The organism is Paraburkholderia dinghuensis, from assembly GCF_003837865.1.
Classification (GTDB): domain Bacteria; phylum Pseudomonadota; class Gammaproteobacteria; order Burkholderiales; family Burkholderiaceae; genus Paraburkholderia; species Paraburkholderia dinghuensis.
This window is the reverse complement of record NZ_RQIS01000002.1, coordinates 163,944-188,910: the sequence shown is the minus strand read 5'-3', so window position 1 is coordinate 188,910 and position 24,967 is coordinate 163,944. Positions and strand designations below refer to the sequence as shown.

Annotated in this window: 21 protein-coding genes and 1 pseudogene; 7 read left to right on the top strand and 15 right to left on the bottom strand. The window is 60.1% G+C overall.

Features of this window, described 5'->3' with window-relative positions; translation table 11 throughout:
• Positions 1 to 279: 279 nt before the first annotated feature.
• From D1Y85_RS03740 to D1Y85_RS03720, 5 genes are all read right to left on the bottom strand, one after another.
• Entirely contained in the window at positions 280 to 1,293 is a 1,014-nt protein-coding gene (locus tag D1Y85_RS03740) for a WD40/YVTN/BNR-like repeat-containing protein (protein ID WP_124149691.1), read from the bottom strand.
• An 11-nt stretch (positions 1,294 to 1,304) separates the two neighbouring features.
• Positions 1,305 to 3,701: an efflux RND transporter permease subunit gene (locus D1Y85_RS03735; RefSeq protein WP_124149690.1), complete on the bottom strand. Its 2,397-nt coding sequence runs from the start codon at positions 3,699 to 3,701 to the stop codon at positions 1,305 to 1,307.
• Between the two features lie 54 nt (positions 3,702 to 3,755).
• Complete coding sequence (locus D1Y85_RS03730; RefSeq protein WP_124149689.1) at positions 3,756 to 5,471, bottom strand: DUF1302 domain-containing protein; 1,716 nt, start codon at positions 5,469 to 5,471, stop codon at positions 3,756 to 3,758.
• 20 nt (positions 5,472 to 5,491) lie between these two features.
• Positions 5,492 to 6,862, bottom strand: a complete 1,371-nt coding sequence (locus tag D1Y85_RS03725) for a DUF1329 domain-containing protein (RefSeq protein WP_246024763.1) — start codon at positions 6,860 to 6,862, stop codon at positions 5,492 to 5,494.
• A gap of 160 nt (positions 6,863 to 7,022) precedes the next feature.
• Complete coding sequence (locus D1Y85_RS03720; protein ID WP_342773443.1) at positions 7,023 to 8,465, bottom strand: aldehyde dehydrogenase family protein; 1,443 nt, start codon at positions 8,463 to 8,465, stop codon at positions 7,023 to 7,025.
• 490 nt (positions 8,466 to 8,955) lie between these two features.
• On the opposite strand from D1Y85_RS03720, the gene D1Y85_RS03715 reads away from it, so the two are divergent.
• Genes D1Y85_RS03715 through D1Y85_RS03690 form a run of 6 tightly spaced genes read left to right on the top strand, consistent with a single transcriptional unit; the run spans position 8,956 to position 12,857 of the window.
• The gene (locus tag D1Y85_RS03715) at positions 8,956 to 10,131 is read left to right on the top strand and encodes an amine dehydrogenase large subunit (protein ID WP_124149687.1); all 1,176 of its coding nucleotides are present in this window, start codon (positions 8,956 to 8,958) and stop codon (positions 10,129 to 10,131) included.
• Positions 10,132 to 10,142: 11 nt separating this feature from the next.
• Positions 10,143 to 10,691 (top strand): MauE/DoxX family redox-associated membrane protein, encoded by a 549-nt coding sequence (locus tag D1Y85_RS03710; protein WP_124149686.1) that lies wholly within the window; start codon positions 10,143 to 10,145, stop codon positions 10,689 to 10,691.
• Positions 10,692 to 10,697: 6 nt separating this feature from the next.
• Positions 10,698 to 11,300, top strand: a complete 603-nt coding sequence (mauD, locus tag D1Y85_RS03705; protein ID WP_124149685.1) for a methylamine dehydrogenase accessory protein MauD — start codon at positions 10,698 to 10,700, stop codon at positions 11,298 to 11,300.
• A 35-nt stretch (positions 11,301 to 11,335) separates the two neighbouring features.
• A complete protein-coding gene (locus D1Y85_RS03700) occupies positions 11,336 to 11,848 on the top strand; it encodes a methylamine dehydrogenase light chain (protein ID WP_124149863.1) in 513 nt (170 codons plus the stop codon).
• Complete coding sequence (locus D1Y85_RS03695) at positions 11,845 to 12,330, top strand: c-type cytochrome (RefSeq protein ID WP_124149684.1); 486 nt, start codon at positions 11,845 to 11,847, stop codon at positions 12,328 to 12,330. Before D1Y85_RS03700 ends, D1Y85_RS03695 begins: the two co-directional genes overlap by 4 nt.
• Positions 12,327 to 12,857 carry a c-type cytochrome gene (locus D1Y85_RS03690; RefSeq protein ID WP_124149683.1) on the top strand — a complete coding sequence of 177 codons (531 nt, stop codon included), beginning with the start codon at positions 12,327 to 12,329 and terminating at the stop codon, positions 12,855 to 12,857. Before D1Y85_RS03695 ends, D1Y85_RS03690 begins: the two co-directional genes overlap by 4 nt.
• 54 nt (positions 12,858 to 12,911) lie before the next feature.
• Here D1Y85_RS03690 and D1Y85_RS03685 read toward each other — a convergent pair whose 3' ends face one another.
• The 5 genes and pseudogenes from D1Y85_RS03685 to D1Y85_RS03670 form a co-directional block, all read right to left on the bottom strand.
• Positions 12,912 to 13,880 (bottom strand): helix-turn-helix domain-containing protein, encoded by a 969-nt coding sequence (locus tag D1Y85_RS03685; protein ID WP_185218892.1) that lies wholly within the window; start codon positions 13,878 to 13,880, stop codon positions 12,912 to 12,914.
• Positions 13,881 to 14,771: 891 nt separating this feature from the next.
• Entirely contained in the window at positions 14,772 to 16,736 is a 1,965-nt protein-coding gene (locus D1Y85_RS03680; RefSeq protein WP_124149681.1) for a beta-galactosidase, read from the bottom strand.
• Between the two features lie 52 nt (positions 16,737 to 16,788).
• Positions 16,789 to 16,968 (bottom strand): annotated as a pseudogene (locus D1Y85_RS27420) (carbohydrate ABC transporter permease); the annotation flags it as partial.
• 59 nt (positions 16,969 to 17,027) lie between these two features.
• The gene (locus D1Y85_RS03675) at positions 17,028 to 18,281 is read right to left on the bottom strand and encodes an ABC transporter substrate-binding protein (protein ID WP_124149680.1); all 1,254 of its coding nucleotides are present in this window, start codon (positions 18,279 to 18,281) and stop codon (positions 17,028 to 17,030) included.
• Between the two features lie 109 nt (positions 18,282 to 18,390).
• Entirely contained in the window at positions 18,391 to 18,672 is a 282-nt protein-coding gene (locus D1Y85_RS03670; protein WP_124149679.1) for an ATP-binding cassette domain-containing protein, read from the bottom strand.
• Between the two features lie 206 nt (positions 18,673 to 18,878).
• Between D1Y85_RS03670 and D1Y85_RS03665 the strand changes: the two genes are divergently transcribed.
• Positions 18,879 to 19,895 (top strand): LacI family DNA-binding transcriptional regulator, encoded by a 1,017-nt coding sequence (locus D1Y85_RS03665; protein ID WP_124149678.1) that lies wholly within the window; start codon positions 18,879 to 18,881, stop codon positions 19,893 to 19,895.
• A gap of 137 nt (positions 19,896 to 20,032) precedes the next feature.
• Here D1Y85_RS03665 and D1Y85_RS03660 read toward each other — a convergent pair whose 3' ends face one another.
• The 5 genes from D1Y85_RS03660 to D1Y85_RS03640 form a co-directional block, all read right to left on the bottom strand.
• Entirely contained in the window at positions 20,033 to 21,163 is a 1,131-nt protein-coding gene (locus D1Y85_RS03660; RefSeq protein ID WP_124149677.1) for a porin, read from the bottom strand.
• A gap of 19 nt (positions 21,164 to 21,182) precedes the next feature.
• Positions 21,183 to 22,316, bottom strand: coding sequence for an acyl-CoA dehydrogenase family protein (locus D1Y85_RS03655; protein WP_124149676.1), 1,134 nt, complete (start codon positions 22,314 to 22,316; stop codon positions 21,183 to 21,185).
• 12 nt (positions 22,317 to 22,328) lie between these two features.
• Complete coding sequence (locus tag D1Y85_RS03650; protein ID WP_124149675.1) at positions 22,329 to 23,537, bottom strand: acyl-CoA dehydrogenase family protein; 1,209 nt, start codon at positions 23,535 to 23,537, stop codon at positions 22,329 to 22,331.
• Positions 23,538 to 23,610: 73 nt separating this feature from the next.
• Positions 23,611 to 24,393 carry an SDR family NAD(P)-dependent oxidoreductase gene (locus tag D1Y85_RS03645; protein WP_124149674.1) on the bottom strand — a complete coding sequence of 261 codons (783 nt, stop codon included), beginning with the start codon at positions 24,391 to 24,393 and terminating at the stop codon, positions 23,611 to 23,613.
• Positions 24,394 to 24,493: 100 nt separating this feature from the next.
• Entirely contained in the window at positions 24,494 to 24,952 is a 459-nt protein-coding gene (locus D1Y85_RS03640; RefSeq protein ID WP_124149673.1) for a MaoC family dehydratase, read from the bottom strand.
• Positions 24,953 to 24,967 lie beyond the last annotated feature (15 nt).

Here is a 24,967-nt window from a genome sequence, read left to right as displayed (position 1 = left end):
ACGCAAGTTTTTAGCGCGTTCTCGACTGCGAGACAGCGTGCGTTCGCACCGAAGCTGCGTCTGCCTCGCCGTCTCTATTCCGATGCAGGAATGTGGGAAGTGAAGCTATTCGCCTTGCGCCGATGAGCCGTTGCGCTCACCGCATCTCCCGCGATCTGGCGACAACGCAATTACATCACGGGAGATCGCATCATCAGAAGGCGGGCCGCGCCAGACTCTGGCGCGTCCACCATCCGCTCGGTCTGAATCCGAACCTGAAAGCACAGGTGATCGGCAGACCTATTTCGCAGACGAACCAACCTGCTCCGGGGAGCCGACACCATCGGTCGAATACGGCACCACCGAATCACCTGACATGGACAACGCCGTATACGAAGTCTCGCCGCAGTGCCCCAGGGACTCGAACGATTTTCCGCCGTCGGTGCTGACAAGACGCGTCCCATTGAGTCCCACTGCAAAAATACGCGAACCGCTCGTCGAAATAGCGGTTATCGAATTCTGTGCAGGTGTGGAAGCCTTGCTCCAGGTCTCACCCCGGTCCGCGCTGACGTAGATGGAGCCGCGAAGCCCACCCACCACCACATTGCCGGCGGCATCGACACAACCAGCCCAGAAGGAGCCTTCATAACCCGTCGACAAATACGTCCACGTTTGCCCCCCATCCAGCGAACGCAACACGTAGCCGTGCTCCGCAGAAATGAACAACGCGCCCTTTCCATCCCCGAAAATATGGCTGAAATTCGGCGTCTTGACTTTCATCCCTTGCTGGACGGGAATCTTGACCGCTGCCCATGTCTTGCCGCCGTCATCGGTTTTCAGGAACAACGACCACAGTCCAACCGCAAAACCATGCTGGTCGTCCAGAAAGTACGTGGAATACAAGGGCTGGTCGACACTTGCATCACTGCGCTGTAACGACCACGTTTCTCCGTTATCGGCGCTATGAAGGACAACGCCCCATTGGCCCACCGCCCAACCCTGTTGACCGACAAACGTCACGGCGTTCAACTGAGCTTGTGTCGGCACGCTACGCGCCTGCCGGAAGCTGCGCCCGCCATCGTCCGATAGCAGGATCACACCATGCTCTCCCACGGCGACCAGACGCTTGCCAGTGTCCGCGGCGCCCAGAATTGCCTCCTGGCTTGCGTACGGCACCACGGCGGCGGGCGCGTGCAGCACTGCGATGTCATCGGCGGCATTCGCCCCGGCCGAATGCCCGGCAAGCATCGCGAGTGTGAGCATCCATGCGGACAACGCGGGACGCAGACGATTTGTTTGCTTGATACTTTTCATCGCGTCACCTCTCAATGAGTAAGAATTCCCGGCACCGAAACAGCTTTTCGCCTCGGGAAAATCCTTTCCAGCCAAACAGCGAGCGCGGGCAGCACAGTCATCGCCATCACCAGATTGACGCCGAACATGATGGCCAGCAGCTTGCCCATGTCCGCCTGGAATTTCAGCTCCGAGAACGACCACGTCGCCACGCCAACCGCCAGTGTGAGCGCGGTGAAGATCGTTGCGATCCCGACTTCGAGGATCGATTTCTCGAGCGACTTGACGATATTCAGGCCGTGACTCAGATGCAGCTGCAAGCGGTTGTAAATGTAGAAGGCGTAATCGACGCCGATCCCCACGGCCAGCACCATCACCGGCAATGTGGCAACCGTCAAGCCGATCTGCAATTCCTTCATGAACCAGTATCCAATGAGACTACCCGCAGACAACGGCAAGCAGCAAGCGACCACCGCGCGAAGATCTTGATACACGACGAGCACCAGGACAATGATCGCGGCATACACGTACAGCATCATCGGCAGTTCGCTGTGGGCCACTGCGTCGTTGACTGCAGCCTGGATGCCCGCGTTGCCTGCGCCGAGCAGCACTTTCGCGTCCGGACTCGGATGGGCGGCAGCATAGCCATTGATCGAGTCGATGACATGGTTGATCGTCGTCGCCTTGTGGTCGGTCAGATACAGATTGGCCGCCACCATGCTGCACGTCTTGTTCATGTAACCGCGGGATCGGCTGATCTCCTCCGACAAACTGGCGTAGTTCCCCTGGTCGGTCGGCACGACGGCCATCATCGGATTGCCTTCGTTGTAGCCCTGGTTATAAATCTTCAGCATGTCGGAATACGACTTCACCGACACGACGCCCGGCACATGACGCATCGCCGTCGAAAACTGGTCGACGTACAGGCCGACATTGACGTTGGAACAATCGGCGCCTTGCGCTTCGACGAACACGGTCAGCCAGTCCTGTCCGGTATCGTATGCACCGGCGATCGACGCTGCATCCAGGTTATAGAGCGCATTGACGCGCAACTCGGGGGCGCCAGGCTGCAGCGTGCCGATAACCCTGTCTCGTGCTTCCCATGCAGCCGTAGCGACCACGACGCCCGCCACCAGCAACACGACCGCGGCATTTCGAGGTTTTGCCAGTGAGGCGATCCAGCGCAACCACTGCCCGCGCTGTTCACCGCGTTGCATTGCGCGCTCGGCAAACTGCGAATCGAACTTCATCATCGATGCCGCGAGCGGCAGCATGACCAGATTCGTCACGATCTTGTAACCGACACCGATCGACGCGGTGATGGCCAGTTCCCGGACCATTTCGATCGGCACCAGCGCCAGCGTAATGAACGAAACGAAAGCCGTCACCAGCGCGAGGACGCCAGGAATCAACAGGCCCGTGAAGCTCGCACGTGCTGCCTCCGCGGTCGTTTTACCGTGCGCGATCTCTCGTACGATGTAATTGATCTGCTGGACACCGTGCGAGACACCGATCGCGAAGATAAGGAACGGAATCAGGACCGCAAGCGGATCGAGTCCATATCCGATCAAATGCAGCGTGCCGAATTGCCAGATCAGCGAGGTCAGCGAACACGCAATCGCCAGCACCGTCAGCCTGACCGAGCGGCAATACCAGTACACCGCCAGAGCCGTCAGCAATAGCGAAATCCCGCAGAACAGCAAGACGTTTTTGGCGCCGTGGGCAATGGCCCCGACCTCTTCCGCGAAACCGATGATTTCGATCTGGAAATCCTTGTCGGAGAACTGCTGGCGCAGCGTCTTCTCGATCAGATCGTGATAGGCCACGTAATCGATCCGCTTGCCTGCGGCGTCGAATTCGTGAACCTCCGCGGTGATCATTGCGCTCTTCTGGTCATTGCCGACCAGCGTCCCGATATAGCCGCCTTCGCGTGCCGCGTCGCGAATTCGCACAATGGCATCCGGCGTCAGGGTCTGCGGAATGACTGACTCTGGAATCACGGGATCAGCGCGGAAACCGCTTTCGGTAATCTCGTTGACGTAGGTGTTAGGTGTCCAGAGCGACTGAACTTCAAGCCGCGTGATATTCGGCAGGAACATGACCGCCTGGGTCACGGAATACAGGCGCGACAAACCTTCCTGCGTCCAGATCGTGCCATTTTTTGCACGAACGACAATACTGAGCCGGTTGGCTCCGATCACGTCGCCACGATATTTCTCGTAAGCCTTGACGTAGGGGTGATTTACCGGCAACTGCTTTTCGAATCCGGCTTCCATGCGAAGCTGCGATCCAAACCACGCCATCACCAGCGTAAATAGCGCGAGCAGGGCAAGAATCAACTTGCCCCGCCGAAAAACGATTGCCTCGAGATAGCGGATAACAGCAGTCAGCACGCCATCGACGGTCTTCGCAGTGGAATTCTTCGACATACCTTTTTCCCGGATTGGCCGGCCCCATCGGAGGGCCGGCCTCGAACGGATCTATCAGAGATTTTTGGTCAGGAATAAACCGACGTAATCCCGACCCAACAACGGTTGCTCAAGTACTCCGGGGCCCCAGAACTTCGCGTAGTTCACGCCAAACGACCAGTCCGCGGGATTCTGAGTGAACGTCACGCTGATATTGGCCGACTTCGCACCCTTCATGAACAGCGCCATTGCGTTCGGCGTATAGCCGGCCACTGACTGGAAGTAGTAAATTTGCGGCGTGACCTGCCAGCCCTTCATCAAGTTGCCGTCATAGGTCCAGCTGAAATCGACGTTGTAGCCCCATGAGAACGCCGTCCCCTTCCCGCCAGCCTGTCCGGTCGTGAAGCCGGATGCGCCTGGCGTATCGAAGCCCCAGCCCCAATAACCTGCAGCGACGGGAACGCCCTGATACGAGTTCTTCAGGCCCGGATAGTCGATGAACGCCGCTTCGGCCATCAGCGTCGCGGTACTGGCATTCCCAAGCATGCGCAGAAGCCAGCCATAATCGCTCGGCGTCATGCTCAGCAGCGCAGTCAGGTTCACCTGAACCTTCTGCTCGTCCACGTAGCACTGGCCGTTGGCGAGACAGCCAAGTCCGTTCACATTGTTCGAGCCCAATGTGTTCAGGCTGACGGCATCGCGCGGACGGTACGAAACTTCACCGCCGAGCGCCCAATCTCCGATCTGGAAATTGGTACTCGCACCGAACAGAACGCGATGCGGAAGATAGTGGTAGAAAGCGCCCGAAAACGTTGAGGGATCCGAGTAACCGATGACCGGCGCTTTATCCGTGTACTGCATCGCGTACAGCGCGAAATTAGCCTGGAGTTCTTCCGGCGAAAAGCGCAGCGCGAGGCCGCCCTGATTGACGGACCACGCCGGATAATTCGTCGATGCAGAGAACGCGCCATAGTGTTCCGCACCCGCGCCAATGGTGGCGGTCGACCAGTAGCTGCCGACGGGCGGGAAGTAGTCTCCGTTCCAACCGGCCTGGATATACGACTCGAGACTCACCCCGTGACCGAACGATACCGAGCCGTCGGCGATCGGCGCCGGCAACACCGCTTCCTTCAACTGCGTTCCCGGCACGGACAGCCGCATTACGTCGACCGAGTTCGTGGCATTGATACCACCGGGGAGAAAGAGGCTCTCACCCCAGTTGAGCACCTGGTTACCAATCTTGAAGCTGGCCGGCTGTCCCGCGATCGAAAACGAATGGCTCACCCACAAGTCAAGCAAGCGCGCCTTGAAGCTGAGCTGGCTTTCCGCACCCTGTGGGAACGACTGACCGATCCCGGCACCGCTAAACGTCCCCGACGGGTTAATCGCCGAGAAATCCTTAATATAGTTAACCCGGGTGAAAAATTGCCAGCTATTGGGAAACCGCAACGCGAGTTCGCTGGTGCCGTCGAGGTAAGTCGTGAACAGGCGGCCAGCCTTGGTATTCAGGTTACCTTGATCGTTAACCATTGAAAGCGCGTCGAGACAGCCGGGAACCGGACCTGATCCGAACGACGGCGCCGGGTTACCCGGGCCGCCGTTCGTACCGATGATCTCGCCGCACGACGGATTTTGCGTACGGATACCCGTTCCCAGCGTGAACGTATTGTTGAACGCGCCGTTGATGTTCCCGTCATCGAGGCTGAATGTGTATGCATTCGCCACCCCCGCATACCCGAGCGATGTCAAGCCGGCGACGAGAAGCGCCGACTTCTTTATTTTTGTCTTCATCTAGTCTCCTCGGCGCCCTGTCACTGCCCACTGATCGTGGAGAGGTTGTCCTGCGTATAGAAGGCATCCGTCGTTTTCGGGCTTCCCGGCTTGGTGATCCAGTGCATGTCCTTGCCCCCGCCAACCGGGTTCATATCGAACACGTAGCGCCCTTCGCTGACGTTGTATTGCGCGAAAGCCGTTGCGTCACACGTGCCGGTCTCATACACGGGAACCAGATAGGACTCGCGGTACTTGAACAGCTTGCCCTGTGCGTCGTAATCCTCGGCAGCAAGCAACGTCCAGCTGTCTTCGTCGACATAGAAAATGCGCTTGGGCGCGATATGCCGGAACCCGGACTTCAGCGTCGCTTCAACCACCCACACGCGGTGCATCTCGTAACGGCGGTAGTCAGGATTGACGTAGTGGTCTTCCGTGACCTTCTTCAGAGGCGTCTGGAAGTCATAAGCGCCGAACGAGTTGTACGGAATGTAAGCCTCGCGCTTTCCGACGATCTTCCAGTCGAAGCGATCGAGCGTGCCGTTGAACACCAACGGCTCGTCCATCGTGTACTGCCCTTCAAAGCCGATTTGCGGCGCATCGTAGGCGTACGAAGGCATCCGGCGCACACGACGTTGACCCGGGAAGTAGTAGTACGTTTCCGAACTGGGTTTGTCGAGGAAGTACTTGACGATCAGAGACTGCCCCTGAAGCGCGGCCGGAGCGGTATAGGCGAAGTACGTTGCGAACTCGATTGAAGGATAGTCCGTCGTCTTGTGCTCGCCCGCCACACCCCACGGGTAATACAGGGTCTGCGTCGACTCGGCGTTGATCCACTGGCCGCCACCCGGCGCCGGCGAAAGGACCGTATTGACATGGGGGAAGTCAACCGCAAGACCGCGGTACCGCAGTTTCGCGTTCCACATGACTTCTGCGCCGGTTTTCGGTTGCGGGAACGGAATACCCGGCGTGTAGGCCTGCTTCATGCCCCACCCATCGGCCTCGAGCGCGGCAAAGCCCTCGTTCGCCTTCGTGTTCTTTGCGACGAAGTCAGGTACGCCGCAATCACGATGAGTGGGATAGATTTCCATCTTGTAGCCGGGGATGGTCTTCAGCAGCGTCATCTCACCATCAGTCAGCGCATCTTTGTACTGGGCGGCATTCGATGCATCGATCGTCATGATCGATTTCTCGCCGTTGTACTTCCACGCCTCGGCCCGGCTCTGCCCGTATTTCCAGCCGCGATCGATACCGTCCGCGCCCGCCCAGGCGGGAACCTTGCCATCGGCGCTGGCCGTCGCATCCGCACCAAGCGGCGTCAGGTTGGCGGCATGCGCGCACGACATGGACAAGGCGACGCAAACGAGGCTCAACGCCTCGCAAATTTTCAGTTTCTTCAGATTGCCCATCATTAGATCTCCTGAATAGACATGTCTATACGAAACGACAGACACGATCTGGACGATTTCGGCAGAGGCCCGCCCCAGACGCCCTCGTCCGGGTAGACGAGGGCAAGGGTTAGCGGGTCAGTCAGCTTCCGTCACCGGCCATCGCGCATGCCGGCAAGGCCAATTAGGCGGTCAGCACCGTTACGACTTTTTCCTCGGTGTAGGCAAGCACGCCGGACAAGCCACACTCGCGGCCGAGGCCACTCGATTTCACGCCACCCCACGGAAGCCGCGGATCGATCGGCGCCCAGCAGTTCACACCAATCGCACCGGCACGCACTGCACGAGCCACGCGGTGGGCACGCGACACATCGCGCGTCCAGACGGTTCCTGCGAGGCCATAGTTCGTGTCATTCGCAAGCTCGATGGCCTGCTCTTCCGTGTCGAACGGAATCACGACACCGACCGGTCCGAAGATTTCGTTCTTCGCGACCGCATGGTCGTTGCGGCCCATGAACACCGTAGGCCGCACGAAGTAGCCATCACCCTTCACTTCGCCACCGGCAAGCATCTTTGCGCCTTCTTCGATGCCGAGCTGAATGAAATGCCGCACGCGCTCGTGCTGCGCCTTGTTCGCGACGGGCCCCATCGTTACGCCTTCCTTTCGGGGATCGCCGACCACGATCGAATTCGCGCGATCGGCCAGCTTTGCCGCGAAGGATTCCGCGATCGAGCGATGCACGAGAATTCGCGTTCCTGCCGCGCACACTTGCCCCTGATTGAAGAACAGGCCGAGCGTGCAGCCCTGCAGCGCAGCATCGAGATTGGCGTCGTCGAAAATGATCTGCGGGCTCTTGCCGCCGAGTTCGAGCGAAATGCGCTTGAAAAGCGGACCTGCGGTGGCCTGGATAATGCGACCAACCTCCGGGCTGCCGGTGAACGTGATCTTGTCGACGTCCGGGTGCTCGCACAACGGTTGGCCCGCTTCTTCGCCGTAGCCGCAGACGACATTGACGACGCCGTCCGGAATCCCTGCCTCCTTGCACAATGCCGCAAGGTGCAACGCGGACATCGGCGTTTCTTCGGATGGCTTAATAACAACCGTGCAGCCCGCCGCGAGCAGCGGACCAATCTTCCAGCACGTAATCATGAAAGGCGTATTCCACGGCACGATCGCCCCGACCACGCCGACCGGTTCACGCGTCGTGTAAGATAGCGTCGGCATGCCCATGTAGCCCGGCGTCGGGATGGTCCGACCCTCGATTTTGTCGGCCCAGCCGGCAGCCGTGCGCAGCGTGCCAATCGCATTCGGCAAGTCCAGAATCTGCGGCTCGATCGGCGGACGTCCGATGCAGGTGGCGTCCATATCCGCGATCAACGCGGCATCCCGTTCGACGAGATCAGCAAGACGGTGAATCAGTTGGCCACGAAGCGCCCCGTCGAGCTTGCTCCATTCGCCGCCATCCAGTTGTCGCTTTGCGGCAGCTACCGCGAGATCGATGTCTTCCTTCGTACTGCGTGCGCAGACAGCGAACGGTTGAGCGGTGACTGGACTCGTCAAATGCAACGTTTCGCCACGGACGGCGTCAGCCTCACGCCCATCGATGAAATTTCGCAGAACTTTCACTAGCACTCCGGTTTTCAGTTGCTCTTAAATAGGTTCAGAGCGTTGCCGCAATCGCGGGCACAACGCCCACAGCCCCTGTGACTACCCGCTTGCCGGATCAGGGCACTGAAATGCGTGCGCACTCGCCGCTTTCATATTCGTAATTAACGAAAAGCGAGTCGCACAATCGATCGACTGCGGCCGCTTCGTCGGAATGGAGAGTAGGTTTTGACGCCGAGAAGGAAAATCGCGTAGATACGCGATAGGGATTACCCTGAATAAATGGAGACGAGTAATTAAATCATCAGAAAAGTGAAATAAAACACATCAATCAGGGCTATCCCTATAGCGTATCTACGCGATTGGCGCGTGGCCGCCATCGACGCAAACTCGGTCCCGATGGGCCAATGAACCGTCTCTCAAGGCCCCGCCATTTCCATCTTCGAGACACTTCGCGACGCCTTATCTGGCGAATCGCGCAAGCTCGGACCGAGCGTAATAAGGAACAACCATGTCACGACGATTAATCTCAGGCGTTGCCGTGCTTGCCACTGTGCTGTTGTCAGCACAGGCGCCGGTCGCATGCGCAACCGAAAAAATCGAAACGATCACGGTCGATAAAGTGCCGGACTGGAATCCGAACTGGATTTACGGCATTGACGACAATTTCAACACGATGGCAGCCGGCACGGTCCAGGTGTACGACGGCCAGAGTCAACATTTCGTGGGCCAGCTCAATTCAGGATTTTCGCTGGACGGAATGGCGATCTCGCCCGATCACGACACGATCTACGTGCCGGGTATCTACTATTCGCGGCTGACGCGCGGTACGCGCACCGACGTGCTCGACATCTTCGACCGCAAGACGTTGACGCACCTGGGCGAAATCACCCTGCCGACCAAGCACGCGCAATCCATCCCGACCGCCCAGGACACGAGCATTAGCGACGATGGACGGTTCGTCTATGTGTCGAACGTCACGCCGGCAACGTCGATTTCGGTTGTGGATACAACGAAGCGCCAATTCGTCGGTGAAATCAACACCGCCGCCTGTCTGCAAGCCTACCCTTACGGCAAGCACGAATTCTTCTCGATGTGTCCGGACGGATCGATCCTCCAGCTCGCACTCGACGATAAGGGTGCGGAACGCTCACGGCAAAAAAGCGCCGCATTCTTCAACGTCGATGAAGATCCGGTGTTCGTCAACGGCCTGCGCAGCGGCAACAAGTACTTCTTCATCTCGTTCAACGGTGTGATCCACACGGTCGATCTTTCGCAAGGCAAGGCGGCGTTCCTGCCGACGTGGTCACTGCTCTCGCAAGAAGATGCGGCCGGCAACTGGCGCCCGGGTGGCTATCAGGTCGGTGCGCTCAACAACAAGACCGGCGAGTTGTTCGTCCTGATGCACCAGGGCGAAATGAAAATGCACAAGGAGCCGGGAACCCAGGTCTGGGTGTACGACGTCGCTTCGCATCGACTGTTGCGCAAGCTCGATCTGACTGCATCGCTCAAGGACGCCAGCCTTATGCCGTTCCTCGGCATACAGGTTTCCCAGAGCGCCGATCACCCGCTGTTGTTCGGCATCACTGCCGACTCGACGCTGGTGCAGATGGATGCCGCGACGGGCAAGATCGCCCATGTCGAAAAGCAGTTCGGCTCCAGCACGATGCAACTGATTAACCAATAAACCCGACAGCCATGTTTACTTCGGATCCTACGGCTCACGCCATCGCAGTCGGCGCGATGAGTATTTATTTTCTCGCCGCCGCGATCGCCAAGTTCTCGAACCAGGCTGCATTCGCCGACGCACTGCGCGGCTACAGCCTGCTTCCGGACTCGTTGATCGCACCCCTTTCGATACTCTTCCCCGCCGCGGAAGCGGGCGGCGCGCTGCTCGTGCTCTATGGCCCGACCTGCGCGCTCGGGGGCATCGTGCTAACGGCACTGGCACTGTGTTTTACGGCCGCCATCGCATTCAATCTGCTTCGGGGGAATACGTCGATCGACTGCGGTTGCTTCGGCCCATTCGCCGCCGTGCAGCCGGCCGACGCTCAACGCATCACGTGGTGGCATGCCGCCCGCGCGCTGGCCGTCGCCGCCATTGCTGCCGCAACCACGATGTCCGTTACCGTTCGCCACCTGACGTTGCTCGACGATTGCGTCGTGCTCTTCGGCATCGCCACACTCACTGTGATTTCGCTGACTGTCGACGCAGTGCTCGCGGTGCCCTACTCCTCTTCCCGCTAAGGTTTAATCATGCTTACCGCTCTCATTGTTTCGTCCGTTCTGCTCTGGATTGGCCTTCTTCTCGTCGCGCTGGTCGGGCTCGCCGTCATTCGCCAGGTTGGCGTGCTGCACGAACGCATTTCGCCGGTCGGCGCCCTGATGATCGATAAAGGACCCGCGGTGGGTACCGTCGGACCGTCGTTCGAAGTCCGCGATATCACGTCGAAGCCGGTCAAGATCGGCGGCGTCGAGGCCAATGGCAACGCGACGCTGGTGTTCTTCCTCTCGACCACCTGCCCGATCTGCAAGAAGCTGCTGCCGCTCCTCAACGATATCGTGCGTAAAGAGGGACCGCGACTCCGTCTGGTTCTTGTCAGCGATGGCGACCTTGGCGAGCATCAGGCTTTCTATGAAAAGCAGCGTCTTTCGGCCCATCCGTACGTGCTTTCCCAGGATATCGGCATGGCTTACCAGATCGGCAAACTCCCCTACGCCATCCTGTTCGATGCCCAAGGCGTTATCCGTGCCAAGGGCCTCGTCAATTCGCGCGAACAAGTCGAAAGCCTGTTCGTAGCCAATGAGCGTGGTGTCGGCTCGCTGCAAGAGTACCTGCGCGCGCAGGCCGATTGATCTCCCGGATTCGATCTATTCCCTTGGTGCTTCCCATGAGTATATTCAACCAGCTTTTCGAGCGCACCGCGCGAAACGTTGCAGTCTCCAGTTCACGCCGAAGCGCGTTGGCCCGTCTCGGCGGAATGGTCGTCGGCGGAGCGATGACATCGCTGCTTCCCGTAGACCGGACCGCGAACGCCCAAACGCCAGGCGGTGCCGCCGGCAGCGACCCCAAGAGCTGCGACTACTGGAAATACTGCGCCATCGACGGATTCCTGTGCGAGTGCTGCGGCGGATCGTCGAGCAGCTGCCCACCGGGCACCACCCCGTCGCCCATCACGTGGATCGGTACCTGCCGCAATCCGGCCGACAACACCGACTACATCATTTCGTATAACGACTGCTGCGGTAAAGGTTCTTGCGGGCGCTGCTTCTGCAATACCAACGAGAATGAAACGCCGCTGTACAAGCTCTCGCGTGACAACGACATCAACTGGTGCATGGGCACTGCCAATGTCAACTATCACTGCTCGGTCGCCGCAGTAATTGGAGTCAAGAAGTCATGAAAGTAATGCAACGCGCCCTGTGTGCAGCGGTCGTGATGTTCGCTGCCATCCAGAATGGAAACGCTGCAGCTGTGAACACCAGCGCTGGTAGCGCTGTGTTCGAATCGCAGTGCGTCGTGTGCCATCAGGCCGGCGCCACCGGCATGGAAGGTCTGGCTCCGCCGCTGACGAAAATGCCCGCAGTCTTCGCGTCGAGCGAAGCCGGACGCGCACACCTGCTTCACACGCTGCTAAACGGCATGGTCGGACCGATTACGGTGGATGGAGGAGATTTCAACTTCAAGATGCCGAGCTTTGCTGCGCTCTCCGATGCAGATATCGCCAACGTGGCCAACTATCTGATCTTCGGCGTCGACAAGGCTCCGGCATCGACCAAGCCCGTTACCGCAGACGCGGTCGCAAAGGCGCGTAAAGCTACGCTTACGCCTGATGACGTCTATGCCGAGCGCGCTCAGGTACACGGCGGAGGCGCACAAAAGTGACAATCCAGTCAGTCAAGCCGTCTACTGCCAGGGCTTCGGGATTTCGCGCAGCTAGCCGGGTGGGTGCCTGCGCCCTCTTCGCGTTTGCCGCGCTGATGTCCGGAGGATCTGCACGTGCCAGCGAACCGGCGAGCGCACGCGCAACGGATCTTCAACTGGGCAGGCAGAATTACGTGCTCGACTGCATGGGTTGTCACGACAGTGGCGGAGCCGGCGATATCGGCCGCATTCCGCCACTGAAAAACACCTCCGCGCGATTGCTGCTCGCGCCGAAAGGGCGCGAGTATATTGCGCGCGTTCCGGGTTCATCATCGGCGTCGCTCAGTGACGATGAACTGGCAGGCGTGCTGAATTACATCATGCTGGACCTCAACCGCAAAATTCTGCCGCCGACCTTCAAACCCTACACGGCGGAAGAAGTGGCACGATTGCGCGCTCCGGAGTTGGACAATCCGGGGAAAGTGAGAACAGAGTTGATCCGCTACCTGCGAGAACACAGCAAACCGAGCCCTACTGCGTATTACTAGCACGATCCGTCAATACGCACGCGCTGCTGAGGGCCGTGCGAAATGGCGCGGGCCTCAGTCCTGAGCGTCGAAAAGCTGACTACCCAGTTTTTGCAGTGCTGTAATCAGTTTTGGCGTCGAATTGACGGCGAGCTTTTCGCGCAGACCGCGCAACTGGTGATCAATGGTCGAAGGCGCGCGTCCAAGCCGGTTTGCTATTTCCTTGTAGCTGCACCCACTCAATACCAGTTGCGCAACGCGCTTCTCGGCAGATGTGAGGGCTACCGCCTGCGGCGCAGGCGTCGTGCTGGGAAGCTGGATCTCGCTGCCTTCGGTAATCGGACGCAGAATGGGATTCAGGATCTGGCCCACCACTGCTGCAAACGTTTCAACCGCAGTCGGCGACCATGCAGGCGCGCCCATACCACGGTCGAGACAAACCAGGCCGACGGAGCGTCCGACGGGTCGCAGGGCCATGGTCAGTTTGCGTTGCACCCCGGCATTCCCCAACTGGATACGCACCGGCGCGCTCACCCGCCAATCCGTTGCGACGTCATCGATCACGACGGGGATCCGCGACGCGATGCTCAATTCCAGCGTGGGATCGGAGAGATCGAAATTCGTCCCGATAACACTCGGCATCGAGGCAAACGCCGGCCGGATGCACTCTTTCATCGGTTGATAGCCGTGCGATCCGAAAGCGATCAACCCGGCGTCGGCACGATCCGCATTCAATCTATCGGTAAGCCACTCCAGAACGACCGTAAGTAACTCTGCGGGTTCGTCGAGGTAGAGCAGCAAATGGGCAGCCAGATCGCGCAAATCGGCCCGTACGAGCCCGCCCTGGCGCAGCAAGCTATCGCGGAGCGAGCGCTGCGCGCCGTCCAGGCCGCGCATGACAGCGGGTTCGGAAATGGCTTGTTCACCACCGCTCGCAACGGGAAGTTGATTGCTGGCCGACGCGAAGCGCGCGCCGATTTCCATCTGTTCGGGCGAACAAATTCCAGCTTTGCCGTTTTCAGTCGCCGACTGCAACGTTCCCATTCCTGCAACTCCTACGCTAAACGCCGAATATCGGCCCACGCAATCGCCGACATCAATGACCCTATGGCGCCAGACCCCCACACACCACCATCGAACGCATCGAGATACGGTATTCGTCGTTCGGGTTCTGCCGGATGTTGGGGATAGTTTGTGGCTTCCATTAAAGTCAGAGTCTCTTATGACTTGCCTGGGCGAATCGCCCGCCTGTCCGGCCATACGCTGCGAACAGACGCGCGTTGAGCGGTGCACGATGGCGGGCTGCCTTCATCCGGTTGCGGATCAAGGCGAAATGTTGACGTACCGGACCAGTACGCGGGACAAACAACCGTGTGCGCCGGGAATCGCGAAGGTCGCACACGCCTCGAAGGGAGTCCCCTTGGGGAATCAGCTGCTCGCGCCGACGCGTGGACTGGGAATTGTGTACGGCGCAACTATCCAGGCACGCTGGTACCGTGACAAATACGCGTTTCGCGGCGTCGGGGTGCAGGCACGCCCCCCCACTGCTGGCGCGCTTCGGCGCCGCTTTGCCCCGCCAGCGCATGGCGCCACTGATGATCGCTGCCGGAAAACGGAAACCGTAGCAACGCGACACACTGTCTTTCATACTGCAATTCCAACCCAAACTGCGCTCGACTTGATATTTCCTAATTTTTGCGTACTTTCGTCACGTTGTAATCCAGGTGTTTACGTCTATTCCCCTACGCAACGAAGGGGCTGTCCACAGACGAACACGGAATCTGCAATAGCGGAAACAAGATGAGTTCGCCGCCGGGGAACCCGGCGCCCCGTTACGGCCGGGGCGGCCCGCAACGGTGGGGGCGTCACGACGCAGTTCATGGTCTGCCGCAGGTGCCAGATCAGGCCGCCCGCCGGGCTAAAGACCAACCGGCGTCACGCTTCCTTCCAGATACAAACATCACCGCGCTCCAGACTCGGCCCGCCAATCACGAACACAGCATCTCGCGGCGCTGGCGCTTCCACAGCTTGCGCACCGAAATTGAACGCGAACGTGAGGCCACCGCGCTGGCGAATCCGCAGCCCATCAGCTAACAGTTGCGTTTCAAGGTCCGCATCGCGCGCCGCTGTTTGCAGCACCTTGCGATGAAGTTCATGCGACAGCCAGCCAGCGACGTAGCGCACGTTGCCGAGCGTCAGCACCGCAGGCCACGCATCGTCGAAGCGCGCAACGACGCGCGTCTCGCCGTTGGCCCGCACATGCTCGCGCCAGTGCAGCGCACTGCCCTGCACGCCCTCGATAATCAGCGCTGGTGCCAGCATCGGCCGCAACGTTTCGACTTCCAGCACCTGGATCGGCAGCACGCGCTGCAATGCGCCGGGCGGCAGATCCCCCGGTATCGCGAACGCGCCAGTCTTCGAGCCGCTGCGCGGTCCGAATACCCACTGCGCGTCGCTGCGCGCAATCTGCTTGACTAGCGCGTGATCGATCACGGCAAGGCTAGGCACGACCACCAGTCTGTACCCGGAAAAATCAGCGTGGCTCGACACGATATCGACGTCGAGGCCGATTTCTCGCAACGCCTCGTAGTAGTCGAACACGAGTGTCTGATAGTCGAAGCCCTTGCCGTGCCTCTGAATCTCGAACATCCACTGCGTCTCGTAGTCGAATACGAGTGCGGTCGCCGCGCCCGCGGGGGCGGCAAGCGTCGATAGCGCCACACTGCCTGCGATTTCGCGCGCCACCCGTTGCACCTCGACACCACCCGGCGACAGCTCGTTGTTCGGCAGATTCAGCCCGGAGTGCATCTGTTCCTGCGCATATGGGCACTGACGCCAGCGGAAATACGACACCAGTTCCGCGCCATGCGCGAACGCCTCGTACGCCCACAGCCGCACCATGCCGCTCGCGGGCACCGGGTTCCATGACGCCCAGTTAACCGGACCAGCCTGTTGCTCCATCACCCAGAACCGCCCGGCACCGATGCCGCGGTAACGGTCGTGATCGAAGGCGGACACATCGGGATGCCCGGTGCGCGCAAAGCGCGCCTTCTGTTCCTCCGGCAGCGCGATCGATTCGGTGCGAGCGATCGGATAGCTGTCCCATGCGGCGACGTCGATCGCACTGTCTGCGGCGAACCGATAATGATCGAACGTCGTGAAGAAACCCATGAAATTGTGCAGCAGGTCCGCGTTTGGTGCATGCACGCGAAGCACCTCGATCTGCTCGCGATGGAAACTCGTCACTTCGTCGGACACGAAGCGACGAAAGTCGAGCAGATGGATCGGATTCGCATCGGTGGGCGTCAGGTTGGGCAAGCCGATCGCGTCGAACGACGAATACTCCATGCTCCAGAACACGTTGCCCCATGCTTCGTTCAATGCATCGATGGTCTCGTAGTGACGCTGCAGCCACGCATGAAACCGTGCCACGGCCGCGTCGGAATAGCTCGGCACCGTATCGTGACAACCGAGTTCGTTATCGGTCTGCCACGCCACGATCGACGGATGCCGTCCGTAGCGCGCCGCCATCGCGGTCACGATACGCACGCATTCGCGCCGGTATATCTCACTCGATACGTCATAGTGACGGCGCGATCCAAAATTCCAGCGCACGCCGTCCGCGCGCACCGGCAGAACCTCCGGATACGCATCGATCAGCCACTTCGGTGGCGACGCGGTAGGCGTGCCGAGCACCAGTTTCAGGCCGGCATTTGCGAGCGTGTCGATCGCTTCGTCGAGCCATTCCCACACAAACTCGCCAGCGCGCGGCTCCAGACGGCTCCACGCGAATTCAGCGATCCGCACGTGGGTGATGCCAAGCTCGGCCATACGTCGCGCGTCGTCGGCCCACATCGCGCGCGGCCACTGTTCCGGGTAATAGCAGACACCTAGTTGCATGTGAACATCTCGTCGTGAATGGGCGGCGAACCCCGCGGGACAGGACCGCGGTTTATTCCTTGCTCGCGCCGAAAGTCAGCCCGGCGACGACATGCCTTTGCATCGCTAACAACATCAGCGCACAAGGCAATACGACCAGATTCCGTGCAGCCGTCCGTTGGCCCGTCGATGAAAAGACGCCCACCGTGACCGGTGCAGCGTCGTCACCCTGTGTGAGGTATAGAGCCCAGAAGTCCCGGTGAAAATCGAGTGCGGACGCCGGCCGTCGAAGCACGGCCGGCGCGGCGTGACTTATTTCTGATAGATGCGCTTGCGCGTCGCTTCGAGCTGGGCGAGCACGCTATCGAGTTGCGACGGATCGCTGTAGAACTGCTGCATGGCCTTCATGCCTTCGTCGGCCATTTCCTTCTGCATATCGCGATCGTAGAACTGCGCGATCCCGCCCTTCGTGTTCGCGAGCGTCTGGAAGCCGACTTTCGAAATCGCATCGTCAGGTTCGGCCGCCTGACTGTTCGACGGCAATTGTCCCCAGCCCTTTGCGAGTTCGGCGTTGATCTTCGGCTGCTCCATGAACGCAAGCAACTTGCGCGCGTCGGCCTTGTTCTTCGCCTTTGCCGGAATCAGCAGCACGTTGACGGGACCGTCCTCCGCCATCGGCACGTTCGGATCAATCACGGGGAAGCGGAAAAAGCCAATCTGATCCTTGATGGACGGCGGAAAGCTCGCCGAGAAAAACGTGCCCATCAGCATCATCGCGGCCTTGCCGTTGACGAGGAACGGCGCGACCGAGTCGACATCGTACGAAAGCGCGTTATCGATGTAGTCGTGGTTATCGATCAGCGTCTTCCAGGTCGTGTAAACCTTCTTCACGCGTGGATCCGTGTACGGAATTTCGCCGGCCATCAGCTTCTGATGAAACTCATTGCCGTTGAGTCGCAGATCGAGGTAGTCGAACCATGCGGCAAGCGTCCAGCTATCGCGCGCAGGCACCGCGATCGGCGCGACGCCGATCGCCTTCAGCTTCCGGTTGGCTTCGAGCAGTTCATCCCATGTTTTCGGTTCGCTCTTGATGCCCGCCTTCTCGAACAGATCCTTGCGATAGAAGAACCCGTACGCGTCATAGCCTAGCGGCGCCGCGTACTGTTTGCCCTTGTACGTCGACGCTTCCTTGACCGACGCGTACTGCTGCGACCAGCCGTTCTTCGCCCAGTCCTGACTCAGGTCTTCGAGCAGCCCGCGCTGCGCGTAATAGGCCATCCGTTCGCCATCGTGCCACGAGACGACATCGGGCGGTTCGGTCGCCAGCCAGCCGCCCATCTGCACCTTGTACGTTTCCTCGGTGACGTACGTGATCTTCATGTCGATGTCGGGATTGGCTTTCTTGAACTGGTCGAACGCATCCTGCCAGGTCGAGCGCTGATTGGCGCGCGCCGAAACAATGACGTTGAGCGTGGCCGCGTCGACCGAGGCACTGACGAGCGCGCCGGCTACCATTGCGGCAGCAATCGACACCCGTGCAAGACGGCGAAGGCGAAGAGCAATCATCGTATGTCTCCTTATCTACCTTGTTGACCGGCTACGCTGGGCCGGAAGTGTGACCCGCTCTGTGGCGGAGTTCTGCATGACGAACCATTGACCCGTCCTTGACGATCGATCAGGCGGCAATATGCGGAAACAGCGAGTCGCGCTGGAACACCCAGACAACGCTTCGCCCGACGGCGGGCACGTCGTTGACGAGACACCCGCCGTTATCCAACTCATATTGAGGGGGGCCTTCGAGACCGGCGATCATCCGCAGCAAGCTGGACTTGCCGCAACCCGACGGGACGGGAAACACGCAGACGGCGTGCCGGGCGATCGCCAGATTTACGCGCGGGAACACTGGCGAGTGGTCGCCATAAGCCTTGCGCACGTTGGTCAGACGAATCGTCGCCATGCTGTCTCCGCCTCGATTTAATCGCTTAAATTTCCGTCGAATATAAAAGCCTGCCTCTTGTGCCGGGCGCATTTAACCGCTTAAATTCGAATTCGACGGAAATAGACATGCTGCGTGTCTTTGCGACGTTTTTCGAAAAGCTAGCAACCTCGCGAGGCATCTGCAACATTTGAATCACATTCCCTAAATGTGGGATCGATCCGCAAATGGTCACGTTATCCGAAGTCGCGAAGCTGGCGCACGTTACCGCTGCCACCGTCTCGAACGTGCTGCGCAATCGCGAGAAAGTCCACCCCGATACGGCCGCACGCGTGTTGAAGGCCATCGACGAACTCGGCTACCGGCCAAACCTGAACGCACGCGCGCTTGCCGAGGGTCGTTCGTCAACGCTTGCCTTGATGTTATCGAACATCTCAAATCCGTTTTACCCGGAGTTTGTGCTGGCCGCCGAGCGCGCGGCACGTAAGAGCGGACACTTTCTGATGGTTTGCAATACTGACGATAATGCAGAAACCGGCCGCGCGTACCTGAACCAGATTGCCGGCACGCTCGCGGACGGCGTTCTCGTGATGAACACGGACATTGCGATCAGCGATCTATACGCATCGGCCATGCACAATGCGCCGATTCTGCTTGCGATGTGGGAGCACCCCGAGTCGCCGCCCACGCTACCGTGCATTGCGGTCGACTTCGCTCGCGCGGGTGCGTTGGCGGCCCACCATTTACTCGAGCTCGGCCATCGCGACGTTGGCCTGCTAATCGGCGACGGCTGCGGCGGTCTGCAAGACGCGCGCTCGAACGGATTTCGCGCCGCAATGCTCGCGGCCGGCATCGAGGCCGATCCGACCGCGGCGCTGCAGATTCGCGACTCGATCGACGCCGGCTACGCCGCCTGCATGCGACTGATGGCGAATCGTCCAGAGTTGAGCGCGATCTTCGCGACCAATGACCTTCTCGCGATCGGTGCGGTGCAGGCGCTAATCACACTCGGCCATGCGGTGCCGGATGACGTGTCGGTGATCGGCATCACCGATATTCAACTTGCGCACCAGGTGCATCCTGCACTGACGACGGTCGCGATCCAGACGGCTGCCGTCGCAGAGTTGTCGATCGAGAGATTGATTGGGTTGATTCAGACGCCGGAGCACGAACCGTCGATGGTGCTGGGTCCACTGCCCGAACTCGTGGTGCGCGCATCGACTGGACCGCGCCGGAAACGCTGACCTAATACGTGTACGGCGTCGACCGCGCTCGCGTTACGGTGATCGGCGATCACGATCAACCGGAATGGCTGATCGTGATCGCTCGGAAGTGAACTACGCGTCTGGCGTGATCGAACGGCAGTCCACCGGTGCAGCCATCAGAACATGTGCCGCATACCGAGGCCCACACCCACGGTCGAGCCGGAGGCTGCGAACAGCGCGTTGCTGACCGACAAGCCCGTGTCCATGGCGCCGCGGTTGTTGACGTAGCCGATCTGACCGTACAGCGTCGTACGCTTCGAGAGGTAGAACTGGGCCTCCGCGGACGTCAACAGGGAGTGGTTAGCGCTGTTGTTGCCGTCACGCGTGTAGTAGACGCCGGCACTCACGTTGAGATACGGTTTGATACGGTAGCTTGCACCGCCGGAATAAACACTGTTGCTAAACCCAGTATTGCGCTGGAAGACAAAATTGTTGAAGGGCGTACTGCCCGTCTTGTACAACGCATACGACGCGTAAATCGAAAGGTCGTTCGCGAAGCGATAGCTTGCACCGAGCGTGCGGCCGATGAATTCGATCGTGCTCGGTGTCGGTGTCGTCGCAGCGCTGCCCCCGTTATTGCCGTTGTAGAGTGCGCCGGTGAGCATGAAGCCGCCGAGGTGGTAGGTCAGGCTCACCGAATACTGACGCCCAGCCTGGAAGTTCCCCGCTGTGCCGCCTAACGCCATCATGGCGGACCCCTCGAGGCCCGCGATTTCCGGTGACGTGTAGCTAATCGCATTGCTGTTGAAAAGACCCGTCACCAAGACGTTATCGAGGTAGCCGATGAGAGCGCTGCCGAAATACGACATGCCGCGCGGATCGGTTTCATAGAGCGAGATGAAGAACGGCGAGAACTGCACGCCAGCCTTCACCTTACCGTATGGACTCTCTACGCCGATCCACGCCTGGCGGCCGAACAGGTTGCCGTTCGAGTTGGCGAGCCCGCCGTTCGCGACGCTGAAGCCGTTCTCAAGCTGGAAGACGGCTCGCATGCCACCACCGAGATCCTCAGCGCCGCGCATACCGAAGAGCGAATTCGTCGTACCGCTGTCGGTAAACGAGAACTGGTGGGCACCGGTGGGACTGGTAGGGGTGATCTGCGTGCGACTTGTGTACAGAAAACCTCCGTCGACGATGCCGTACAGCGTCACGCTACTCTGCGCCTGCACCGCACCCGCCGCGCCCAGCAGACCAGCGGCAACGAGTGTGGACGAAAGCAATCTCCCCGTTTGTTTCCTCTTCTTCATTTCGCTATCCTTATTTAGACTAGACCTGCTTACCAAACCCGATGTACCGGGTCAAATGATGATCCGAATCTCCTATTTGATGGTCGATCATGACGAGACGCTTTGCGTAGTGCGCAAGCGGCAACTCCCACGTCATTCCGATGCCGCCATGTAGCTGAATAGCCTCTTCAGCCACGCGCGTGCCGATCTGGCCGATCGAATATTTCGCGGCCGACAGACTTCGTTCACGCTCAACTCCCGGCGCATCCACCGCCGCAGCCGCGTTAATGGCGGCCGAACGCGCTTGCTCGATGTCCAGCAACAGATCGGCCATACGATGTTGCAGCGCCTGGAAGGTGCCGATCTTCACGCCGAACTGCTCGCGGGTACGCAGATACTCGAGTGTGTGTGCCTTGGCCACTTCCATGGCCCCGACTGCCTCCGATACCAGGGCCAGCAGACCATAGCCGATTGCATGTTCAAGCGTTTCGGCACCCTTGCCTTCGGCCCCGACCAGCGCATCCGCTCCCAGCGTGACCGTATCGAGGACGACTTCCGCCGCGCGCCCGCCATCGACTCGCTGATGCCCGCGCACGCTAACGCCCGGTGCGTCGCGAGGTACGAGGAACAGTGAAATTCCGTCGCGGTCATTGTCCGCGCCCGACGTGCGGGCCGACACGAGCAACAGATCTGCACCCTCGGCCTGTTGCACCAGGCCCTTGACGCCATCGATCTTCCAGCGGTCGCCGTGCCGTTGTGCCCGCGCTGTCACCCTCGTCGATTCGTAACGCGAGGCCGGTTCGTCGTGGGCCAGCGCCACCACCCGGGCACCCTCGATCAGTTGCGCAATCATTTCGCGCTGCTTATCGTTGCCCGACACGGCCAATGCTCGTCCCACCATCAGGGCATCGAGGAAAGGCTCGACGACCAGGCCGCGCCCAAGCGCCTCGAACACCACGGCGATATCGAAGCCCCGCCCGCCAAAGCCGCCTACCGTTTCATCGAAGAAGGCGCCCACGATGCCGAGCTCGCAGAAGCGCTGCCACATGTCGCGGCTGAATCCCTGATCGGAGTACGCGATCTGGTTGCGCGCCTCGATGCCATATTGTTCGGAAATAAAGCGGTCGAGCGAATCCGCGAGCATCCGGCGGTCTTCGGTATGCTGGAAATGCATCGTGCGAGTCCCTTAGAGTCCGAGAATCATCTTCGAGATGATGTTCTTCTGAATTTCATTGGAGCCACCGAAAATCGACAGCTTGCGAAGGTTGAAATACTGCGCGGCGGCACCCGCAGCTTCGTCGATACCCGCAGGCACGATGCCTCCCGGGGTCTGCACGGCTTCGTCAGCCTCCAGCTGTGCATACGGCCCCATGGCACGGCGCAATAACGATGAAAGTTCCTGACGTATTTCGGTACCGCGGATCTTCAGCATCGAGCTTTCCGCCCCTGGCACCCCTCCGCCCGCCACCGCTGCGATCACGCGCAGGTTGGTGGTCTTCATGTTCTCGAGATCGATCTCAACGCGCGCGAGGCGCGCGGCAAACAGTGGATCGTCGATGATGTCGCGGCCGTCGCTGCGGATCTTCTGCGCGATCGTCTTCAGCCGATGCAGTTCGGCCATCGAGAAACCCACGCCTGCAATGTTCGTACGCTCATAAGTCAGCAGATACTTGGCGTACGTCCAGCCCTTGTCTTCCTCGCCAACAAGGTTATCGGCCGGCACCCTCACGTCCGTGAAGAACACCTCGTTGACCTCATGCTCTCCATCGAGCGTGATGATCGGGCGCATCTCGACGCCGGGCGTGTTCAGGTCGATCAGCAGGAAGCTGATGCCGGACTGCTTGCTCACATCCTTCGATGTCCGCACCAGGCAGAAGATCATGTTGGCGTAGTGACCGTACGTGGTCCATGTTTTCTGGCCGTTGACGACGTAGTAATCCTTGCCGTCGATCGTGGTGCGCACCGCGGTGGTCCGCAGCGAGGCCAGATCGGAACCTGCGCCCGGTTCCGAATAACCCTGGCACCACCAGTCTTCGCCGCTCAGGATGCGCGGCAACCAGTACTGCCGCTGCGCCTCGCTGCCGTACTTGATCAGGACCGGACCCAGCATGTTGACGCCGAAAGGCACCACGCGCGGCGCACCCGCGATCGCGCATTCGTTTTCAAAGATGAACTTCTGGACCGGTGTCCAGCCGGGGCCGCCATATTCCTTCGGCCAATGGTTAGCCAGCCAACCCTTCTGGTTCAGCGTGTGGTGCCACTGCTCTATCTCGTCGCGCGTCAGACGTTTGCCAGCGCGCATGCGTGTGGCGATGTCCTCGGGCAGCGACGCCCGCAGGAAATCCAGTACCTCGGTGCGGAACGCTTCTTCTTCGGCTGTGAAATTCAGATCCATGTCTGCCTGGTTCCTCTCGTCGGAAGTGGCCGGTCCGGATTCATGTCGATAACGACAGCCGGACGGCTCCGGTTCAAACCTTCATGCCCGGCAAATTCAGCGAGGCTGTATTCCCGCCGTCGACGGGCAGCGCCTGCCCCGTCACGTAACTGGCTTCGTCGGAGGCCAGGAAGGCGATCACCGCCGCCACTTCCTCCGGCCGTCCAGCGCGCAGCAACTCACAGCGCGAGCCGAGCTTGCCCTCCTTGCCCAGTTCCCTGGCGCGCTCGAACACGCGTGCGGTCATGCCGGTCTCGATCAGCCCGGGACAGACCGCGTTGACGCGGACGCCCCACCGACCGAGATCGCAAGCGCTGGTCTGGGTAAGATTGATCACAGCGGCTTTCGATGCGCTGTATGCATTGCCGCCCGCGCCCGAGCGCACACCGGCCACCGAGGCCGTATTGACGATCGCACCGCGTTGGCGCTCGATCATGCCGCGCGATACGCGCTTCGTGAAATGCACGACGCCCATCAGGTTGACGGCCAGGATCTTCGACCAGAGCCCGATCTCGGTGTCGGCGATGATCGAATAGTCGCCGCCGGCAATGCCGGCGTTGTTGCACAGCACGTCGATTTTCTCGAAGCGGCGCTCGATCTCGTCGATGCATTCGACCACCTCGCCCTCATTCGCCACGTCGACGCCGCCATGCCAGACACGCGCCGGGTCCATGTCAGCCGTGATCGCGGCGAGCGCCTCCGCGTTGCGATCGATCAGTGCAACACAAGCGCCTTCGCCATACAGCCGCTGCGCGGTCGCACGGCCGATTCCGCTGGCCGCACCGGTCACGACGGCGACCTTGTCCCTGAAACGCATCGGTCTCCTCCTGTCGATCACACGAAGATTCAGTGCCCTGGACGGTCTGCTGCAATTCGGACTATCCCGAGCAAATCAAATTGAACAGGACTGCAAATAATTATTCAGACCAGTACCGGCGCGATACGAGTTCGGCGACGCACACCGGCTTCGCGGAGCGCTCACGCTCGACGGTGGCCTCGATGGTCACTTGCGCGCCGTTGTCGAGCGACGAATAAGAAAGCAGCTTGCAGTGGGCGCGCACTCGACTGCCGACCGGCACCGGCGCAGGGAAACGCACGCGATTGAGCCCGTAGTTCACGCCCATCACCGTGCCGTCGACACGAAATGCGCTGGCACATAGCGACGGCAGCAGGCTCAGCGTCAGAAATCCATGAGCAATGGTCGCGCCAAACGGGCCCTCGGCGGCCCGTACCGGATCGGTGTGTATCCACTGGAGATCGTCGGTGACCTCAGCGAAACGGTCGACGCGTGACTGATCGATCGTCATCCATTCACCGACGCCAATCGGCTGGCCGACATGGTCCGCCAGCTCGCGAAGATGTGCAAAAGCCCGCAATCGATGTCTCCTCCG

What these genes read in the sequence shown, in the direction of transcription:
- D1Y85_RS03740 (WP_124149691.1), bottom strand. Translation starts at nt 1,293, where the DNA reads ATGAAAAGTATCAAGCAAACAAATCGTCTGCGTCCCGCGTTGTCCGCA.
- D1Y85_RS03735 (WP_124149690.1), bottom strand. Translation starts at nt 3,701, where the DNA reads ATGTCGAAGAATTCCACTGCGAAGACCGTCGATGGCGTGCTGACTGCT.
- D1Y85_RS03730 (WP_124149689.1), bottom strand. Translation starts at nt 5,471, where the DNA reads ATGAAGACAAAAATAAAGAAGTCGGCGCTTCTCGTCGCCGGCTTGACA.
- D1Y85_RS03725 (WP_246024763.1), bottom strand. Translation starts at nt 6,862, where the DNA reads ATGATGGGCAATCTGAAGAAACTGAAAATTTGCGAGGCGTTGAGCCTC.
- D1Y85_RS03715 (WP_124149687.1), top strand. Translation starts at nt 8,956, where the DNA reads ATGTCACGACGATTAATCTCAGGCGTTGCCGTGCTTGCCACTGTGCTG.
- D1Y85_RS03710 (WP_124149686.1), top strand. Translation starts at nt 10,143, where the DNA reads ATGTTTACTTCGGATCCTACGGCTCACGCCATCGCAGTCGGCGCGATG.
- D1Y85_RS03700 (WP_124149863.1), top strand. Translation starts at nt 11,336, where the DNA reads ATGAGTATATTCAACCAGCTTTTCGAGCGCACCGCGCGAAACGTTGCA.
- D1Y85_RS03695 (WP_124149684.1), top strand. Translation starts at nt 11,845, where the DNA reads ATGAAAGTAATGCAACGCGCCCTGTGTGCAGCGGTCGTGATGTTCGCT.
- D1Y85_RS03685 (WP_185218892.1), bottom strand. Translation starts at nt 13,880, where the DNA reads ATGGGAACGTTGCAGTCGGCGACTGAAAACGGCAAAGCTGGAATTTGT.
- D1Y85_RS03680 (WP_124149681.1), bottom strand. Translation starts at nt 16,736, where the DNA reads ATGCAACTAGGTGTCTGCTATTACCCGGAACAGTGGCCGCGCGCGATG.
- D1Y85_RS03675 (WP_124149680.1), bottom strand. Translation starts at nt 18,281, where the DNA reads ATGATTGCTCTTCGCCTTCGCCGTCTTGCACGGGTGTCGATTGCTGCC.
- D1Y85_RS03670 (WP_124149679.1), bottom strand. Translation starts at nt 18,672, where the DNA reads ATGGCGACGATTCGTCTGACCAACGTGCGCAAGGCTTATGGCGACCAC.
- D1Y85_RS03665 (WP_124149678.1), top strand. Translation starts at nt 18,879, where the DNA reads ATGGTCACGTTATCCGAAGTCGCGAAGCTGGCGCACGTTACCGCTGCC.
- D1Y85_RS03660 (WP_124149677.1), bottom strand. Translation starts at nt 21,163, where the DNA reads ATGAAGAAGAGGAAACAAACGGGGAGATTGCTTTCGTCCACACTCGTT.
- D1Y85_RS03655 (WP_124149676.1), bottom strand. Translation starts at nt 22,316, where the DNA reads ATGCATTTCCAGCATACCGAAGACCGCCGGATGCTCGCGGATTCGCTC.
- D1Y85_RS03650 (WP_124149675.1), bottom strand. Translation starts at nt 23,537, where the DNA reads ATGGATCTGAATTTCACAGCCGAAGAAGAAGCGTTCCGCACCGAGGTA.
- D1Y85_RS03645 (WP_124149674.1), bottom strand. Translation starts at nt 24,393, where the DNA reads ATGCGTTTCAGGGACAAGGTCGCCGTCGTGACCGGTGCGGCCAGCGGA.